Source organism: Bacillus sp. z14 (2026) (genome assembly GCF_058313575.1).
Genome location: NZ_JBZFQK010000002.1, coordinates 191,114 through 208,151 on the forward strand (window position 1 = coordinate 191,114; position 17,038 = coordinate 208,151).

At 36.6% G+C, this 17,038-nt stretch carries 23 protein-coding genes and 1 pseudogene; 13 read left to right on the forward strand and 11 right to left on the reverse strand.

Annotated features, from left to right (window positions below; genetic code table 11):
- Positions 1 to 80: 80 nt before the first annotated feature.
- Positions 81 to 497 (reverse strand): annotated as a pseudogene (locus AC4G3O_RS06915) (SMI1/KNR4 family protein).
- A 135-nt stretch (positions 498 to 632) separates the two neighbouring features.
- Positions 633 to 1,541: a 3-hydroxyacyl-CoA dehydrogenase gene (locus tag AC4G3O_RS06920; protein WP_066101657.1), complete on the reverse strand. Its 909-nt coding sequence runs from the start codon at positions 1,539 to 1,541 to the stop codon at positions 633 to 635.
- A 243-nt stretch (positions 1,542 to 1,784) separates the two neighbouring features.
- Here AC4G3O_RS06920 and hlpB point away from each other — a divergent pair, with 243 nt between their 5' ends.
- The gene (hlpB, locus tag AC4G3O_RS06925) at positions 1,785 to 2,087 is read left to right on the forward strand and encodes an HNH nuclease-like protein HlpB (protein ID WP_148630864.1); all 303 of its coding nucleotides are present in this window, start codon (positions 1,785 to 1,787) and stop codon (positions 2,085 to 2,087) included.
- A gap of 4 nt (positions 2,088 to 2,091) precedes the next feature.
- Here hlpB and AC4G3O_RS06930 read toward each other — a convergent pair whose 3' ends face one another.
- Genes AC4G3O_RS06930 through AC4G3O_RS06955 form a run of 6 tightly spaced genes read right to left on the reverse strand, consistent with a single transcriptional unit; the run spans position 2,092 to position 3,973 of the window.
- On the reverse strand, positions 2,092 to 2,310 hold the full coding sequence (locus AC4G3O_RS06930; RefSeq protein ID WP_066101652.1) for a spore germination protein: 219 nt from the start codon (positions 2,308 to 2,310) through the stop codon (positions 2,092 to 2,094).
- Complete coding sequence (locus tag AC4G3O_RS06935; RefSeq protein WP_139891463.1) at positions 2,310 to 2,705, reverse strand: spore germination protein GerPE; 396 nt, start codon at positions 2,703 to 2,705, stop codon at positions 2,310 to 2,312. The genes AC4G3O_RS06930 and AC4G3O_RS06935 overlap by 1 nt, the downstream gene beginning before the upstream one ends.
- A gap of 13 nt (positions 2,706 to 2,718) precedes the next feature.
- The gene (locus tag AC4G3O_RS06940; protein WP_139063800.1) at positions 2,719 to 2,895 is read right to left on the reverse strand and encodes a spore gernimation protein GerPD; all 177 of its coding nucleotides are present in this window, start codon (positions 2,893 to 2,895) and stop codon (positions 2,719 to 2,721) included.
- A gap of 8 nt (positions 2,896 to 2,903) precedes the next feature.
- Positions 2,904 to 3,521 (reverse strand): spore germination protein GerPC, encoded by a 618-nt coding sequence (gene gerPC / locus AC4G3O_RS06945; protein WP_491136000.1) that lies wholly within the window; start codon positions 3,519 to 3,521, stop codon positions 2,904 to 2,906.
- On the reverse strand, positions 3,518 to 3,739 hold the full coding sequence (locus tag AC4G3O_RS06950; protein ID WP_066101641.1) for a spore germination protein GerPB: 222 nt from the start codon (positions 3,737 to 3,739) through the stop codon (positions 3,518 to 3,520). Before AC4G3O_RS06950 ends, gerPC begins: the two co-directional genes overlap by 4 nt.
- A 12-nt stretch (positions 3,740 to 3,751) precedes the next feature.
- Positions 3,752 to 3,973, reverse strand: coding sequence for a spore germination protein (locus AC4G3O_RS06955; RefSeq protein WP_066101638.1), 222 nt, complete (start codon positions 3,971 to 3,973; stop codon positions 3,752 to 3,754).
- Positions 3,974 to 4,159: 186 nt separating this feature from the next.
- Between AC4G3O_RS06955 and AC4G3O_RS06960 the strand changes: the two genes are divergently transcribed.
- The 8 genes from AC4G3O_RS06960 to AC4G3O_RS06995 all read left to right on the forward strand — a co-directional run bounded on the left by AC4G3O_RS06960 (position 4,160) and on the right by AC4G3O_RS06995 (position 11,051).
- Positions 4,160 to 5,350, forward strand: coding sequence for a DUF418 domain-containing protein (locus AC4G3O_RS06960; RefSeq protein ID WP_491136001.1), 1,191 nt, complete (start codon positions 4,160 to 4,162; stop codon positions 5,348 to 5,350).
- 125 nt (positions 5,351 to 5,475) lie between these two features.
- Positions 5,476 to 6,360 carry a fumarylacetoacetate hydrolase family protein gene (locus tag AC4G3O_RS06965; protein ID WP_148630870.1) on the forward strand — a complete coding sequence of 295 codons (885 nt, stop codon included), beginning with the start codon at positions 5,476 to 5,478 and terminating at the stop codon, positions 6,358 to 6,360.
- Between the two features lie 80 nt (positions 6,361 to 6,440).
- Positions 6,441 to 6,797, forward strand: coding sequence for a YisL family protein (locus tag AC4G3O_RS06970; protein ID WP_066101632.1), 357 nt, complete (start codon positions 6,441 to 6,443; stop codon positions 6,795 to 6,797).
- Between the two features lie 123 nt (positions 6,798 to 6,920).
- The gene (locus AC4G3O_RS06975) at positions 6,921 to 7,769 is read left to right on the forward strand and encodes a GNAT family N-acetyltransferase (protein WP_491136002.1); all 849 of its coding nucleotides are present in this window, start codon (positions 6,921 to 6,923) and stop codon (positions 7,767 to 7,769) included.
- Between the two features lie 246 nt (positions 7,770 to 8,015).
- Complete coding sequence (locus tag AC4G3O_RS06980) at positions 8,016 to 8,708, forward strand: copper homeostasis protein CutC (protein WP_491136003.1); 693 nt, start codon at positions 8,016 to 8,018, stop codon at positions 8,706 to 8,708.
- 433 nt (positions 8,709 to 9,141) lie between these two features.
- Entirely contained in the window at positions 9,142 to 9,702 is a 561-nt protein-coding gene (locus AC4G3O_RS06985; RefSeq protein ID WP_491136004.1) for a DUF2238 domain-containing protein, read from the forward strand.
- 196 nt (positions 9,703 to 9,898) lie between these two features.
- The gene (locus tag AC4G3O_RS06990) at positions 9,899 to 10,432 is read left to right on the forward strand and encodes a DNA topology modulation protein (protein WP_491136005.1); all 534 of its coding nucleotides are present in this window, start codon (positions 9,899 to 9,901) and stop codon (positions 10,430 to 10,432) included.
- Between the two features lie 82 nt (positions 10,433 to 10,514).
- Positions 10,515 to 11,051, forward strand: a complete 537-nt coding sequence (locus tag AC4G3O_RS06995; RefSeq protein ID WP_491136006.1) for a DUF1572 family protein — start codon at positions 10,515 to 10,517, stop codon at positions 11,049 to 11,051.
- Positions 11,052 to 11,227: 176 nt separating this feature from the next.
- Here AC4G3O_RS06995 and AC4G3O_RS07000 read toward each other — a convergent pair whose 3' ends face one another.
- Entirely contained in the window at positions 11,228 to 11,797 is a 570-nt protein-coding gene (locus AC4G3O_RS07000) for a DUF2777 family protein (protein WP_066101611.1), read from the reverse strand.
- A 221-nt stretch (positions 11,798 to 12,018) separates the two neighbouring features.
- Between AC4G3O_RS07000 and asnB the strand changes: the two genes are divergently transcribed.
- The 4 genes from asnB (at position 12,019) to AC4G3O_RS07020 (ending at position 15,646) form a co-directional block, all read left to right on the forward strand.
- On the forward strand, positions 12,019 to 13,869 hold the full coding sequence (gene asnB, locus AC4G3O_RS07005; RefSeq protein ID WP_139891453.1) for an asparagine synthase (glutamine-hydrolyzing): 1,851 nt from the start codon (positions 12,019 to 12,021) through the stop codon (positions 13,867 to 13,869).
- A gap of 130 nt (positions 13,870 to 13,999) precedes the next feature.
- On the forward strand, positions 14,000 to 14,206 hold the full coding sequence (locus AC4G3O_RS07010; protein ID WP_066101605.1) for a helix-turn-helix transcriptional regulator: 207 nt from the start codon (positions 14,000 to 14,002) through the stop codon (positions 14,204 to 14,206).
- On the forward strand, positions 14,203 to 14,610 hold the full coding sequence (locus AC4G3O_RS07015) for a hypothetical protein (protein WP_066101603.1): 408 nt from the start codon (positions 14,203 to 14,205) through the stop codon (positions 14,608 to 14,610). The genes AC4G3O_RS07010 and AC4G3O_RS07015 overlap by 4 nt, the downstream gene beginning before the upstream one ends.
- A 109-nt stretch (positions 14,611 to 14,719) precedes the next feature.
- On the forward strand, positions 14,720 to 15,646 hold the full coding sequence (locus AC4G3O_RS07020; RefSeq protein ID WP_254654684.1) for an aminoglycoside phosphotransferase family protein: 927 nt from the start codon (positions 14,720 to 14,722) through the stop codon (positions 15,644 to 15,646).
- 122 nt (positions 15,647 to 15,768) lie between these two features.
- Here AC4G3O_RS07020 and AC4G3O_RS07025 read toward each other — a convergent pair whose 3' ends face one another.
- On the reverse strand, positions 15,769 to 16,251 hold the full coding sequence (locus tag AC4G3O_RS07025; protein ID WP_139891452.1) for an endolytic transglycosylase MltG: 483 nt from the start codon (positions 16,249 to 16,251) through the stop codon (positions 15,769 to 15,771).
- A complete protein-coding gene (locus tag AC4G3O_RS07030) occupies positions 16,241 to 16,624 on the reverse strand; it encodes a hypothetical protein (protein WP_139891451.1) in 384 nt (127 codons plus the stop codon). Before AC4G3O_RS07030 ends, AC4G3O_RS07025 begins: the two co-directional genes overlap by 11 nt.
- Positions 16,625 to 17,038 lie beyond the last annotated feature (414 nt).

Genomic DNA, 17,038 nt, shown 5'->3' on the forward strand with positions numbered 1-17,038 from the left:
TGTGTCGTCTATTTTTATATTTTCTCTTTCGATACTGTCTAATTTGGGAAAATATATGGCCAACAGGACCGCTATATCATTTATTGGTATTGGACCGATATAATAAATTCTTTCAAGTTAGAAGCTACTTCTTCTAATTCGCCGGTTTCGTGATACCAAATATAAATTTTATGATCTATGATTGTATCCACAATTTTATAGCATAATTTGTCCCCTGTACCATCCTCGCCAATAGATATGAGATTTTCATCCATTTCTTCCTCTCGCATATCTTTATTTTGTCTTACAATATCATCCCAGGTTCTTTTTAAATTTCTAGGATCTTTAATAGGGAAAAGCGTTCATCGTCCATTCATCAATCTGTGCATGGTTAGATAGTTTAAAGAGATCTTTATACTGTTTGGGGAAATTTCATCTAAGTGTTCTTCTGCTAATTTTATATCTAAATCTGTAACTCCAGGTTTTTTTGTATCAAGCAAATCGACAATATCATTCATTTAATACATAACCTCCCTTTTAATCTTATATAAAGATTCTTGATATATTTTTAAAATCCTTCTTCAGTGGACCTAAAGAAATCCTATTAGCATTTATGCCAATAGGATTTATCTTAGAAGTATCAGTGATCTGGTTTAAGGCTGTAGAAAGTCTTTTTTCTTATAGGCTGGATTCGGATATTTATAGAATCCTTCCCCTGTTTTCATACCCAATTTGCCTTTGTTAATAAATTCTGTTTTGACTAAATCTGCAATGTCCTTGAATGGATTTTGCTCTGGATTTGGATGCTTTGCTGCTTTAGTACTGACGATGTTATAAACTGTTTCCAAACCGACTACATCAATAATCGCAAATGGTCCAAGAGGTGCACCTGTAGCAATCATCCATGTTTTATCGATTGTATATGGATCCGCTACTCCATTTCCCCATAGATTTTGGGCTGCATCCAGTAATGGAACGAGTAAGCTGTTTAGAATATAGCCAGGTTGCTCTTTTTTTATATGGAGCGGAACCATTCCAATTGCGGCTGCGAATTGCAATACATCTTCAACCACTTGGTCATCAGTTTGAGGATGTGGCATGACTTCTCCAGTATTATTCATCCAAACGCGGTTTGCGAAGTGCAGGGCCAGGAATTTCTCCGGACGTCCGGTATATTCGGCAAAATCACTAGGAAGCATCGTAGAAGAGTTTGTTGCAAACACCGTATGTTCAGGTGCAACTTTACTCAACTCAGTGTAAAAGTTAATTTTGATTTCTTTTAACTCTGGAATAGCTTCGATGACCAAGTCGGCATTAGCTGTTGCGATTTTTAAGTCTGTTGCATATTGAATACGTGATTGAGCAGACCGGGCTGCTTCCTGTTCATTTTTAAAATAGGCAATGTAGGTATCTTCTAAATCGGTGATACGATTCTTTGCTTGTTCAATGGCGCTCTCATTAATATCATAAATGGTGACATTAAAGCCTTTAAAGGCTGTTTGAAAAGCGATTTGACTCCCTAAAACCCCACTGCCTGCAACTGTCACATTTTTATAATTCATGATTAATTTCCCCCAATCTGTAAATTGGATATTAAGTTCTTACCAGTAAATATCCATACCCTTCAAGGAAAATATACTACTATATTGTTAAAAATAAAAATAGTAAGACTTTAGACTTGTTCAAGTGAAATAAAACGATATAGATAGGAGTAAAACAGGAATGGATGTCACTTAATAATGGAAATATAAATGAATACGATCATTGTGCTAATTTAGGAAAAGGTATGAAAAGGAGGGGATTATATGAGTAAAGCAAGGAGCGGTGTATGTGAACTCTGTCTACGAAATTATGTCGAACGGACGATTCACCATTTAATTCCACGCGAATATGGTGGGGGCCCCAATGATACCTCCAAGCTATGCATTCCATGCCATAAACAGATACATGCTCTTTATCCAAATTTGGATTTGGCTGTCAGACTTAATACGATTGAGAAACTGAGAGATGATCCTGAAATCAAGAAATATTTAAAGTGGATTGTAAAGCAGCCGGCAGGTAAATTACCGCGTATAAAAAAATCCGGCTATAAGGCCGGAAAAAGGTGATTGATTAATTATTCGCAGAGATGGGCTGATCAACCCCATTTATACCAATAACGGAGTTTCCGCTAAGTCCATTTGTATCAAAAATAATTCCACCGGTAATTCCAGAACCTGATCCATTCACACTTTTAGTTGCATATTTTGGGGAGATAACCAGAGAGTCGCCGAATTGAATAATTCCGCTTCCTGCATTAAGGACTTGAACGGAACCGACAAGAGCAGGCATTAAGTTTCCTCCCTTCTTTCATTTTTGGGCCGATTAAGAAGCTGTCTTACATTCATGACTCTAGTTTCGGATCGGATAAACCGGCCGTTTCCTACCTGTAATAAAGAGGAAGCAGAGATGGCCTGTGTTCGGATGCAATCAACAAAAAGGTATGGATTAACATTCTCAAAAATGATATGAACCATTTCTTCAATTGGTTCAAAATCAGGCACTGTGTAAAATACTTTATAATCTCCGAAATTACCTTCCTTTCCGTAAAAAATTTCCTGTTCCCGCTGATAGGCAAGGACATTGTCAACTGAGTAACTATATTGAATTTCTCCTATATCAAATGTAGATCCCCTGGATAAAATGGATACATGAATATGATCGACTATCGATGTTCTTTCCCACATGGCATGGTCCTCTTTAACGATTAACAATAGGCTGCAAGGGTCCAAATTCTAATGCGTTTAATGGCGTGTCAGAGGCGGCAAATAGCTGCATGGTTTCTGTATCGCCGACTTTAATGGCAGAGGCGCTCGATACAGATATCAACTTAATGCAGCCAACCTTAATTTGTTCGTTTACGACATGGAAATTCATCACATTGCTCACTGCTCCTTCATTGAATCAGGATAAACCTCTATAAATCTGATGATGGCATTTTCGATATCTGTTTTGAGTACTTCTGATATTTGCTCCCGAATTGCCGGGATTTTTTGCTCAGTCCTGTTATGAGGTGGCGTTTGATCCAAATAATGATGAATACGCTGAGGAAGCTGCCGGGCTAGATCCTCCATGATAAAGGAGCGCATGGTTTCATCCGCTTTTTGTTCGCAGATATGTTCGGCTCTTTTAAAGATTTCATCCTTCTGATTATTTAGGTCAAGTAAAACCTCGCTCGTTAGTTGATGGACAAATTCATCCCTGGATGGAAAGAGAAATGGACCGGGAGGAGTGTGATTATTGATGGCCAACTCATCGATTTTTTCTAAATCTGATGGGGTTAGCCCAATATTTAAGGTACCCTCCAATCTTTCCACTTTCAGTTGGTCAAATTTATATTCTATCCGATCGACTCGAATCGGTGCCTGATGTTTTGCCTCTGTTAATTCTTCTTTTAATCTCTTTACGTCTTCTTCCAGTTTGCGGATAGCCTGCTGTTGATATTCCAGCGTATTTTGTAAGTAGTGTAGGAATTGGGTTAAATCCTGCTGCACATGACTCATCCTTTCCTATTCTGGACTTGAACCTGCGGAGAATCTTCTTCAGTCTCAAAAAGGGGATGGTGCGCTTCCGGAGCAGGTGCCTCAAAGCCACCGGAATTGGTCATGAGTGACTTGGACTTGATGATACCGGCACTGCCGATTTGCAGGACGGATGCATTGGCGATTGCGTTAATTTTAATGGTATTAATCATAATCGTTTGCTTAACAAAGATGTTCAATTTTTTTCACCTCTATAACGTAAATGCAATTGGTTGATCGACAACATCTGCATCAAACGTATTCGTAGCACTGTAAGGATTGTTTACAGCCACATAATCACCCGTATTAAATGAACCCGCTCCGGAAAATGTTTTAGCATTAGAGTAGGGAGTGACCTTGTAAATATCCCCCACATTAAATACACCGCTGCTCCCTACACTGAGAATTTGGACAACACCTACAATACCTGGCACATTTAACACCTTCCTTGGGTATACCTATATCTACCATCTTAACGTTCTTTAACAGTATATGAGGAATGGGCTGAAAGGTGAGGGAACCTCTGTGCTTCAGAAAAAACAGATAATTATGTAGGGGATTTTAGCAGAAACTGCTAAACTGGTTTTATAAGAAATTTTTAGGAGAGATGGGGTGTTCTATTGCAATCCATAACGGATAAACAAAGGATACATGTGGTTGATTTTCTGCGTGGGATTTCAATTGTAGGAATTTTATTGGTCAATATGCTCGATTTTCATTCGCCTTTTTTGTATCTTGAAATAGATTATTGGGATAACAATCTAGATCTCTATACATATGCACTCATTGATATTTTGGCACAGGGGAATTTTTATCCGCTTTTTGCCTTTTTGTTTGGGTTCGGTACGATTATTTTAATGACTAGGGCAGAACAAAAGGGGATATCGTTTCCTGTTTTATTTACAAGGCGGATGATCTTTTTACTATTGCTGGGCATAATTCATGCATTTTTAATTTGGCATGGTGATATTTTAATCACATATGCCGTCTGTGGATTACTTTTGCTGCTTGTTTATCGATTAAAGGGTAAAACATTGCTTCGTTTATCAGTATGGTTATATACCATTCCTTATGGAATATTTGGGCTGCTCATTCTACTGCTCGAATTATTGACCCCAACATCTGGATTGTTAAATACCGATTTTTCAAAAATAAATAAAGCCATTGAAATCTATTCAAGCGGGACGTTCACTGAGATTTTTTCACTGAGATTTAATGACTGGGCTGCTGTCAATGGACCGGCAAATATGTTTTTTTTATTTTTATCCGTTTTTCCATGTATTTTGGCAGGAATGGCATTTGCCAAATTGGAATGGCTCACCAATCTGAAGGTTCATCAGAAAAAGTTACAGATCATGTTCCTTGTATCATTGCCTATAGGACTGCTTTTGAAAATGTATCCGTATCTGTCGAGCCAAAATTATGCTACTGAATTTTGGCAGGATATTTTTGGTGGGCCCCTCCTGACACTGGCCATTATAACAGGGATTACTCTTATTTATGAGCAATCTCCAAAGGTTAGAAAAATGGCTGTTCCTCTTGTCAGACTGGGAAGAATGTCGCTTACAAATTACCTTATGCACTCCATTCTATGTACGCTGATCTTTTATTCATATGGACTAGGGCTATATGGCGAAGTGGGAGCTTTTATGGGTACTTTATTAGCTGTATTGATTATCCTGTTTCAAATGGTATATACAAAATATTGGTTACGCTCTTTTAGAATGGGACCAATTGAATATGGCTGGAGAATCGTTACTTACTGGGACAAAGCATCATTCAAGCGGGAAAAGGTATATGATACATTTTAATAAAGGTGGAACGCAGTTTAATAAGAGTATAGCTTAAAAGGATAGAGATACGTAATTTATCATTTTAGTAGCAGGGAAGAGCTGCATAAATGGTTTTAAACCAATATGAAAGGAATGTGGGAAGGATGAAATTTTCAACCGTCAATGATAATGGACAAGCAGTAGCAGGACTGATTGATCAGGATTTATTTTATTCTTTAGAAGTAATTAGGCAATCCAGTGAGGTACTGAAAGGATTGCCAACTTCTTTACAGGCTTTGATTGAAGAATCTGAAACATGGCTGCCAAAGCTTCAGGGATGGGTACAAGCTGCAGAGAAAACAGAAGGTAAATCAATCGACTCTTTAATATGGCTGGCTCCTCTGCCGCGTCCGCACAAAAATATTTTTTGTGTAGGTAAAAATTACGCTGCACATGCTACTGAATTTGATGGCGGGGTTCCACCGGAGGATATGATTGTATTTACGAAGGCTCCAACCGCAGTCAATGCCCATAAACAAGTTGTGCCTCTTCATACAGAAGTAACGAATGAGCTGGACTATGAAGGGGAATTGGCTATTGTAATTGGCAAAAAGGGAACCTCTATTTCCCGTGAAAAAGCTTATGATCATGTTTTTGGATATACCATCTTAAACGATATTACAGCAAGAGATTTGCAATCAAAGCATCAGCAATATTTCCTGGGAAAAAGCCTGGATGGTACGTGTCCAATGGGTCCATGGATTGTTTCAAAAGATCATGTGCCACATCCGTATGATCTGGAAATTAAAACAAAAGTAAACGGGGAAACAAGGCAGCATGCCAGAACGTCATTATTTTTGTTTCCAATTGACGAAATCATCGCTACTATTTCGAAGGGAATTACGCTGGAGCCTGGCGACATTATTGCGACCGGTACACCGGCAGGAGTAGGAAAAGGGTTTAAACCACCGCGTTATTTAAAAGACGGGGATGTGATTGAAATAACTATAGAATCGATTGGGACTTTAAAATCTATCATTTCTAAATAAATTGTAAATACATAATGTTCGTAGAATACAACCTAGTATGCTACTATTATGTTGAATATTGCTGAAAGTGGGGGGATTTTATGAGCGGGTCTACTTATGAACATATTTTTATGTGGGTATTATCTATTGTTGTGTTCTTAGTATCTTTAAAAATGACAGGTAAAAATTTAAAAATAATGATGATGATTAATAGGGTACTATACATATTAATTATTGCAACAGGTATCATGATGTTAATGAATGTTTCCAATATTAGTGGTGAATACATCGCCAAGACGATTATTGGTGTTTGGGTAATCGCTGCAATGGAAATGACAAACGTGAAGCGATCAAAAGGAAAGAATCACAAATCTTTCTTCATCCAGTTTTGGATTGCGTTTGTTTTAGTGTTATTGCTAGGCTTTAGATTACCTATTGGTATTCAATTATTCGGATAAGCAGTGGCTCAGTCGATAGAGACTGGGCTTTTTTTATTTAATCTAATTCCTAATTTATTATAATAAAAGGTTTTTTCATTTTACTTCTAGAATTAATTTAAATTCAGAAGGGAGATGAAGTTCTTGAGATTTACGGAACGTACCTTGAGAATTTTTAAATATGCAGAAATAGAAGCCAAAAGGACAACTAATATCATTTATCCAGTTCATTTAGTATTAGGAATGTTGCTTGAAAGGACAGGTGTCTGTGCTGAGCTATCTATTAAGAATCCAGAACTTCGGGAGCTATTAGTTAAGCGGATTAAAGAAGTGTACTCGCATACTTACGAACATGGAATCAGTTATGAGCCCTTTAAAATGAACATTTCTTTATCGACTAATCAGGTGTTAATACATGCAAGTAACCGAATGAAACGCTTTAACCAGATTTATTTAAATGAAGGACATCTTTCTGATGCAATATTTAAAAGTAAGGATTTTTCAACCTATTCCATATTGGATGGCTTAGATGTTTCCAGCATACTTGGAATAATGTCTTCCCCGAGAGATATGGCTGTTCCTCTGAAGGATTATGAATTCCCAAGTATTTTAACAAGTAATATAAATTATCGGAAAGCGGAGCCAAATGATGCCGCATCGTTAAAAGTCTTTGTGGAAAGTGAATTTGGAGCTAGGTGGCTAGACTCAATTGAAAATGGGTTTTTAAAAGATAATATTCCTATTTTCATCGCTTTAGACGATAACCAAATTATTGGATTCGCTTGCTTTGATGTAGTAAGAAAAAGGAAGGGATTGTTCGGTCCGATGGGTACTACTCTATCAAATCGAGTCCAAGGAATAGGATTCATTCTCCTTCATCATTGTTTAAGAGAGATGCAGGAAATAGGCTATGAATATGCAATCATCGGGCAGGCTGGACCACTGGAATTTTATGAAAAAGCGTGCAATGCTGTCGTGATTCCAAGGAATTAGTGACTGTGATTTTGAACTTACAGATACTCACAGATACATACAGAGGGAAGGGGTTAAACCTATATTTGTAAGGTGAAAACCCTTATAGTATTCAATCTTACTATTTAGACCAATGGTTATATTTTGATTGTTTTATAAAATAACGCTCGGTTCGTTTTGTTATAATGAAGTTTATAAAATAATAATTTTCTCTATAGGGATATCATCCCGTGGATTAAATAATGTGAACTAGCAGCAGGTGATAATATGATTTTGGAATGTATAGTGGAAAATGAAAAAGATGCCATTAAAGCAGAGCAGCTTGGATTTAACCGTTTGGAATTAGTGTCTGCCATGTCGGAAGGCGGACTAACCCCAAGTTATGGAACAATAAAACGTGTAATCGAAAATGTGAAGATACCTGTTCAGGTGATGCTGCGACCGCATAGCTATTCTTTTGAATATGATGAGTTCGATTGGATGTCGATGAAAGAAGAGCTTCAAGCCTTTTCAGATTTGGGTGTACAAGGGATTGTATTTGGCTGCTTGAGGAACGGGAAAATCGATCAGGCTCTACTGGAGAAAGTGATAAAGGAAGTACCGCATTTTGATATTACGTTCCACAGGGCGTTCGATGAACTAAAATCTCATGTAGAGGGACTTAAAGTACTTTGTCAGTACTCCCAGCATGTAAGGCGAATTCTAACTTCCGGCGGTGAAAGAAGAGCCTATGAAGGCAGGGAAACACTACAGCAGCTGATTACTTTAACAGATGTATGGTCGGGTCCTGAGATATTAATCGGCGGTGGCCTGGTTAAGGAGCATATTCAGGAATTGCATTCATTCCTGAATGCAAAGGAATACCATTTTGGGTCAGGGGTCCGAAAAGACCGTTCTTTTGCCAATGGGTTCGACACCGAAAAAATAGCGTACTTACTCGAGTTATTTGGAAGAAAGTGATGGGAGAAAAGACCGGTTTTAAATGGAAAACTTACGATTAAATTCGCTTGAAGGTGAGATAAACAAGAAAAATTACCTGAGAATTAACAATACAGATTTAAGTGCAGAACAAGTTGCCCAAAAGATAAAAAAACACTTCAAATTATAAAGTGTTCTTTTCATCAAATGGTAGTTTCATATCTATTTAATAGGATAGAAGCATTTTGCTATGTTAGTGAAGTGTGTGAATATCATGTAGCATAGCGGTGTTCATATTAATTTTCTTACCAAAACAATGAGTAATGTTAATTGAGCTAGTTGTTCAGATGGATCATACTTGATGCTGCCGCCAAATGTGCGGCATTTTTTATTTATTAGAATATAAAACGCATCCATACATACAGCATATTTTATTACTAAATATACTTTTTTGACAGCGAGAGGAGAAACAGTGATGCATAGAATTAAAATCGAAACAATCACGTTTTGGATAGTTACACTGTTAATGGGGGTTGCAACGATAATAATGTTCATAGAAGGTGACAGTACGAAAGGATTTATGGGTATTTTAACTTGTATGAGCTTAGTAGTCTTAGGAGGTTGGCAATGGAAAGCAAAAAAGCCGCTTGACGGGCCGCTTATGATGATGACGTATATATTTATTTTCATTTCAGTTGGAATTGGTACATTTGGCGGAGGGTACGCGATTAAGCACTTTGATGATTTCCTTCATGTTACCTCCGGGATTTGGCTTGGGTATGCAGCATTGGTACTAACTAGGCAGATAATTGGTGAGGAGCTTACACAAAAATTGCCGAAAGCGTTTCTGGCTAGTCTCATGGTTATCTTTGCGCTTTGTCTAGCTGGTGCATGGGAGCTGCTCGAGTTTGCGGGCGATCAATTATTTCATTTTACCGCTCAAGGGCGAGATCATAAGGATACGATGTTTGATATGATGGATGGATTGATTGGTGGGATTATTAGCGCAGTTTTTTACCTTATCATCAGAAAATAATAAATGAAGTCGGCCGCATGATTGTGGCCGGCATTTTTACTATTTTGGAATACTCGCTTGAGTTCATTAGATACGTTGATTTAAGAAGGATTAACACTAATTATGTTGAAATTATAATATTGAGGTTCGGTAATAGAAGAAGGATATTGTCTTTAGTTTTTAGAATTAAAACCTTTTATTTTGACAGGGGAATCATATGAAAAAAATCATGCTTATTGGTTCTGGAGGTTCAGGGAAATCAACTTTAGCAAGACAACTAGGTGAAAAGTTGAATATAAATGTCTATCATCTTGATTCATTATTTTGGAAACCTAAATGGGTAGGCGTTCCTAAAGAGGAACAAATACAGGTTCAATATGAGTTAGTAACAAAAGAATATTGGATTATTGATGGTAATTACAGTAGCACGATGGATATAAGGATAAATGCAGCCGATACGATAATCTTTCTTGATATACCGAGAACAATCTGCATTTACAGAGCATTTAAAAGAATGTTCCAATATCAAAATAAAACAAGACCAGATATGGGAGAAGGCTGTGAGAAGAGATTTTCTTTCGAGTTTTTAAAATGGATCTGGGAATATCCAAAAAAGCAAAAAACCAAAACGGTATCTGTAAGTGCAGTAATTAAGATGATAATGAATAGCTTATATGTAAAAGTTGGATGGATGGGATGGTGTCTATTCTCTTTCCGCAGCATAGAAAACTTTTTTATTGATATTGGTTAAATTGTTCAAAGTAGATTTTAAACAAGAAATGTTTACGGTTAATGATATAAAATTTCCTGACTTATGATGTGGGAGGATACTGATGAGTATGGAGAATGAGTATTTAAGGATTATTAAGGAACGATTTAAAAGTGTTAAAAGTCTTGGAGATAAAGCAATTTCACAATTATCAGAAGAAGATATACATTGGGCTTTAAATGAGGAATCCAATAGTGTAGCTGTTATCGTACAGCATTTAAGCGGCAATATGGTATCTAGATGGACCGATTTCTTGAATTCGGATGGAGAGAAGCCTAATCGGAATCGGGAACAGGAATTTATAACTCATCTTTTAACAAAGGATGAAATGATCGGTATTTTAGAAGACGGATGGAATACTCTCTTTAAAGCATTACATAATTTAGGCGGTGAAGATTTATTAAAGAAAGTATATATACGTGCGGAAAGCCATTTGGTAATAGACGCTATTGAGAGACAATTAGCTCATTATGCGTATCACATTGGACAAATCGTCTATATAGGTAAACAAATAAAGAGTAAAGAGTGGGAAAGTCTTAGTATACCAAAAGGCCAATCAGAAGCTTATTTGCAGCAAATGCTGAAAAAACATCTATCCTGAAATAGGGTATCCTCCTAATAAAACCCCTCTAAAAAGTAATTTGCCTATAGCAGACAGCCTTTCACTTGAAGTAAACAGTATATAACCTAAAGTGCTCACGAGCTGAAAGTACTTTAGGTTATCACGATTTAAAATGGATTGGAGATGTGTGAAAATGAAATGAGCTGCCAGTGTCCTTAATCCTTGTTCTTTACTAATTTTTCAATGATCATTCGTTTTCCAGTATTCAGGGTAAATTCAAAGCGGTTTTGTTCTTTGTTGTGCTCGTTAAAATGGTGGTGGACAGAGCAGATATAATCACCATTATCAAAAATGAAAAAGTTCGTGCCTGATGACTGGGCTGTAGATGAAAAGGATAATTGGTTATAGCCATAGATACAGTCATAAGCAGAGAAATCCATGCTGTTTAACGTCGTGATGAATTGAAAGAAAGCATCATCCCTTAATTCCTCCAGTAATCGTTCCAAAGAGTATTGTAAATTTTTTTTAATACGAACCTGGTCTTCATCTTTTATAAAAATAAGCTCTTTGCCCGATAAAAGCTTCCCGTCTTCTACTAATGTCCCTTTTCTCCAACGATTATTACGATAAATGGATATCTCATTATTCATATATTCCTCAAGTGGGTATGCCTCATCTGTTTCTTCATCGAAGAAGACCCATTGATCATTGATGTTTTCAAAGATTCCTTCTGTATATGCTCGCAGCTGTTTACTTAATAGTTGATTTCTAAGTTGATTTTTCATTTGTGCGCCTCCAAGTGCAGATAAAAGAGTCTATGTAGAACTCAAATTACTGCATATCCGTTTTGTAATGATAAAATTTATGGCACTGTTTTCTATTTCTTAACATAAGCATCTTCTTTTATAACCCCACCCCTTAAAGTTGGACAATTAACAACTTTGTGTAAGATGCATATCATGTTAGCAGGAATGGGCCATTTGCTTGTTTGAAAGGATGATGCATTTTGTGCGGTATTACTGGCTGGGTTGAATTTAATCGATCTATTGATCAAGAGAAAGAGATTCTCATTAAAATGACAAATACACTCTCAAAACGTGGACCGGATGACACGAATATTTGGGATAGCCAACATGTCGGTTTGGGACATAAAAGGCTCATTGTGGTGGATCCGCTCTGTGGAAAACAACCTATGATCCGTGAAAAAAATGGGAATCAATTTGTACTATGCTATAATGGTGAACTTTACAATACAGAAGATATACGAAAAGAACTATTATTAAAAGGATATTCATTCACTGGCCATTCGGACACTGAAGTTCTGTTAACTGCCTATATGGAATGGCAAGAAAAATGCGTGGATTTTTTTAATGGGATATTCGCCTTTGCGATTTGGGATGAAGCCAAACAACAATTATTTGTGGCAAGAGATCGATTAGGGGTAAAACCTTTTTTTTATTCCCTACAAAATGGCCAATTTTTATTTGGTTCTGAAATAAAAGCTATTATGGCTCACCCGGGAGTCAAGCCGGTTCTGACAAGAGAAGGACTTGCAGAAATATTCGGACTTGGTCCTTCACGATCACCTGGTTCAGGGGTTTTTAAAAATATTCATGAACTCCGCCCAGGACATACCTTAACCTTTAATAGAGATGGACTTAAAATTAACCGATATTGGAATGTGAAGAGTGAAACACATCAGGAGAGTCTAGATGAAACCGTGGAAAAGGTCCGTTTTCTAGTGACGGATGCTGTAAAAAGACAATTGGTTTCAGATGTTCCATTATGTACATTCCTATCAGGCGGACTTGATTCAAGTGCCATTACAGCAATTGCTGCCAAGCAATATCAGATGGACGGGAAACCTGCTCTTAATACGTATTCGATTGATTATGAGGATAATGCTGCTCATTTTCAAGCGAATGAATTCCAGCCCAATGCGGATGGTCATTGGATTGAACTAATGAATCAGGAATTTGGCACGAAACATCACTATTGTGTCATCAGTCAGGAAGAACTGATTAATAATTTGGGAGAGGCCGTAATCGTAAAAGATTTACCGGGTATGGCAGATATCGATTCTTCTTTGCTTTGGTTTTGCAGAAAAATCAAAGAGGACTATGTCGTCGGTCTTTCTGGAGAATGTGCGGATGAGATTTTTGGAGGCTATCCATGGTTTCATAATCCTGAACAATTATCAAACGATACTTTTCCATGGATGCGCTCTATCCATGAACGAAATCAATTACTTAGACAAGACTGGAGAAAAAAGCTATCTCTTGAAGAGTATGTAAAGCATAAATATCAAGAAAGTCTACAGGAGACGCCTTTGCTTTCGGGAGAATCTGACTTAGAAACAAAAAGAAGGCAGTTATTTTATTTAAATATGACCTGGTTTATGACCAATCTGTTGGATCGTAAAGACCGAATGAGTATGGGAGCAAGTTTAGAAGTACGTGTTCCATTTGCAGATCATCGTCTAGTGGAATATGCCTGGAATATACCGTGGGATATGAAAATGGCAGGTAACCGGGAAAAGGGAATTCTAAGGAAAGCCTTGAAGGGAATCCTACCGGAAGATGTTTTATACAGAAAGAAAAGCCCATATCCGAAAACGCATAATCCTCTTTATACAAAGCTTGTGAAGGATTGGCTTGAGGAATTATTAGAGGATGGGGATTCCCCCCTATTCGAATTCTTCGATAAAGATCAGCTGAAAGCCCTTGTTGATACTGGAGGATCTTCATTTAAAAAGCCATGGTTTGGGCAATTGATGTCCGGTCCGCAATTACTTGCTTATTTGATTCAAGTACATTTATGGTTTAAGCATTACAATATTACTTTGGAGGATTCATAAGTAAAACTAAGGCTGCCTATATCATGGCAGCCTTTTCTCGTGCAAAATACGGTATAACTGAAGAATCTCGTTATGTAATTTATATTTTACATTATGGAATATATATGTTACTTTAACATCGAGGTGTATTATGGAAAATTTAGTAAAAGTTGCTCGTGTAAGAGTAGGTTTGACGCAACAGCAATTGGCTGAAGCTGTTGGTATTACAAGGCAAACGGTTAGTCTTATTGAGAAAGGGAAATACAACCCATCATTAAAGCTATGCTTGCAAATTTGCTATACAGTAAATACAAAATTAGATGAAATCTTTTGGATTGAAAAGGAGGATATTGAATGAAAAAGATTACAGATGAGAGGCTTATCTTCAAAAATTTACAAAATATTAAAATAGCTTATACCATACAAACACTTGGTATTCTATGTATACTTGGATACGATTTTTTTCAGGGCGGCCTTGAACAAATGCGTTCAAATCCTTTTTGGTTTTTATTTATATTAACCTCTGTTGTGTCTGCTTATTTATCAATGAGTGTAAGTATCGAACATGAGAAAGAAAACATTAATCCTAAAAAATCATTTATGATAAGTTTAACAGTATTGACAGCTATTGTAGTCATTTCTGCCTCTCTCATTTCAATTACACCTGGCTATGGATGGGGGGAAGGTCTGCTTGTAGGAGGTGTTATTTTTATCTGTGGTCTTACACCTTTGTATTATGTTTACCGGTTAAGAATGAAATAAGGAAATAATTTTGTAGATGAATAAGTATATAGAGATATGGTTTAGCAGCTTTATAAGGTCTAAGAAAAAAGTGATTCTACATAAAAAAACATGAGACGGAGGTAGTATATTGATCGATTTCTCTTTTTGCTTCAGTCAAACCGAAAGTGAAAAAATAATTAATCGCTTTGGGTTGGATTTTTATAAGAAGGTCTTGTTAGATCTTGTATATTATGCTGACAAGTGGAGTTTAACAGCTATTCAATTCATTCCGTCTTATTCCGCAAAGGTAGTGTTTAAGTGTCAATCTAAAAAATATGGTGATGTGGTCCTGAAACTAGGTGATCCTTCTTTAGGAGAGATTATTTCAGAATATCATACATTATGTCAATATCATGCGCGGGGATTTTGTAGAGTGATTGAAGCGGACATTGAAAATGGTGTCATTCTTGAAGCCCGTATACAGCCTGGTACATCTTTGAGAGAAGAGAATTCACTTGAAAAAAGATTATCTGTTTTTTGTCACTTTTACAAAGGACTTCATATCTCCCCATCTAAATCTGTGGTTTATCCTAGTTATATGCAATGGGTCGATCGAATAACAGAATACATGAGCAAACAAAAAGATTGTAGAGAGCTATATTTATATATGAAAAAAGCGAGGAATATTTATTTATCGATTTCAGCTATGTATTCTGAAAAGGCGTTGCTTCATGGTGATTTACATCATGATAATATCCTTCTTGGTATGGATGGAGAATATATAATTATTGATCCTAAGGGTGTCATCGGTGACCCAGTGTTTGATGTTCCGCGTTTTATATTAAATGAATTTGATAATAAAAAAGATAGGGAAACGTATAAGAAAATAAACAATATCATTGAAGTTTTAGAAAAAGAGCTTACTATCCCAGATTCTATTATAAGGCAATGCCTATATGTCGAAACTCTTATGAGCGTGTGTTGGTGTATAGAGGATGGTGGAGAATATTCAAGTGTTAAGAAAGATATTATATTAGCAGAAGCTTTGTTGAATAGCTGCTCTTTAAATCTCTGAACTAAATAGAAAGTTATTGGAGGATTAATCCATTATACTAGAAGAAAAACAGAATGAAACAATATATATAAAGCCGGAAACCTTCAGAGTAAATTTAGTCTCCAAGGCTCCCGGCCATTATATTACTTGAATATATGGTTAATGACTTCATCCATAGACATTGTACTATCCACTTCAAATACGCCAGGTTTCAGTTTGTTTTCCAACTTCCTGCTTTCGATCGTTTTCGTAAAGCTAGAAGCGTCTTTAATGATTTTTCCTTTAACCAACGCTTGAGCAACATCAATACTAGTCATTCCGCTAGCTACATTGATTACTGTTTTGTAGACAACTTGTTGATCCTGCTGATTAGAGTTTTCTTTTGCAGTTTGCTCTGCTTTTTGCAGTTCAGCGGAGTATTCGTCCTCTGTTTTTATAACATATCCCAAAGAAGATAGCTCATTTTTCATTTCATCTTCTGTCATTTCTTTAGTAACGGTATTTTTTGGAGATTCTGCAGCTTGAGTAACCGTTTCTTCCTCAGAGGAGGAAAAATATACGGCGCCGCATACACCTGCTGCCACAATAATCCCTGCAGCAAAGCTACTCAGAACTTTAGGCGTCATTGGCTATTTTCCTCCTTCTTTGGCTAGGACCTTCGTATGGAGCAAGCAGTTCTACTACTTCGTTCTCCGTAAGTTTGTGCATAGAGGCAATACTTTTAGTGGAATAGCCGCGCTTATATAAGTCCAGCATTTTCACCATAACTTGGCGTTCTTCAGAGTGATGACCCATGATGCCAGCTTCCTGAGCAGTAACCTCTGCATTTAATTCTAATTTATTGATTTGCTCCTGCAGTTTGTTCGTTTCATCGAGCATGACTGCATAATAACTGTCTAACTGTTTTTTTTCCTCTTTCGTTTGCTTTTTCATTTTCATAAATGAAATAAGAAGTAAAACGACAGCTGTACTAAATAAGATAACTAAAGCTAGATTCATTTGTCTTAAATCCTCCTATAAAAATACTCTACTTATTATACATGTAAAAATAGCATTTACGACAGAAATTGCCCAAAAGAAAAAAATTTGTAATCTTCTTTTCAAAAAAAGTGCTCTTTAACAAGCGATATGGATGACTGTTATACATAACTTGTTATTTTATTGGTAATATAGTGAATATTTAGGTGTGAGTTAAAGCAGGTAAGTTATAGATAAGTTTCATTTAATAGGAGGAAGGCAATGGTTAGATTGGAAGAAATGAAATCAGATGAGTTTCAAAATTATCAAGTTATGCAATTAAAAACTATGCAAATGAACACGTAAAGGCTGGTAATTGGAAGGAGGCAGAAGCAATTGATCAGGCTGCTGCAGAATTTAAAAGGTTATTACCTGATGGAAAAGATACCGCTAATC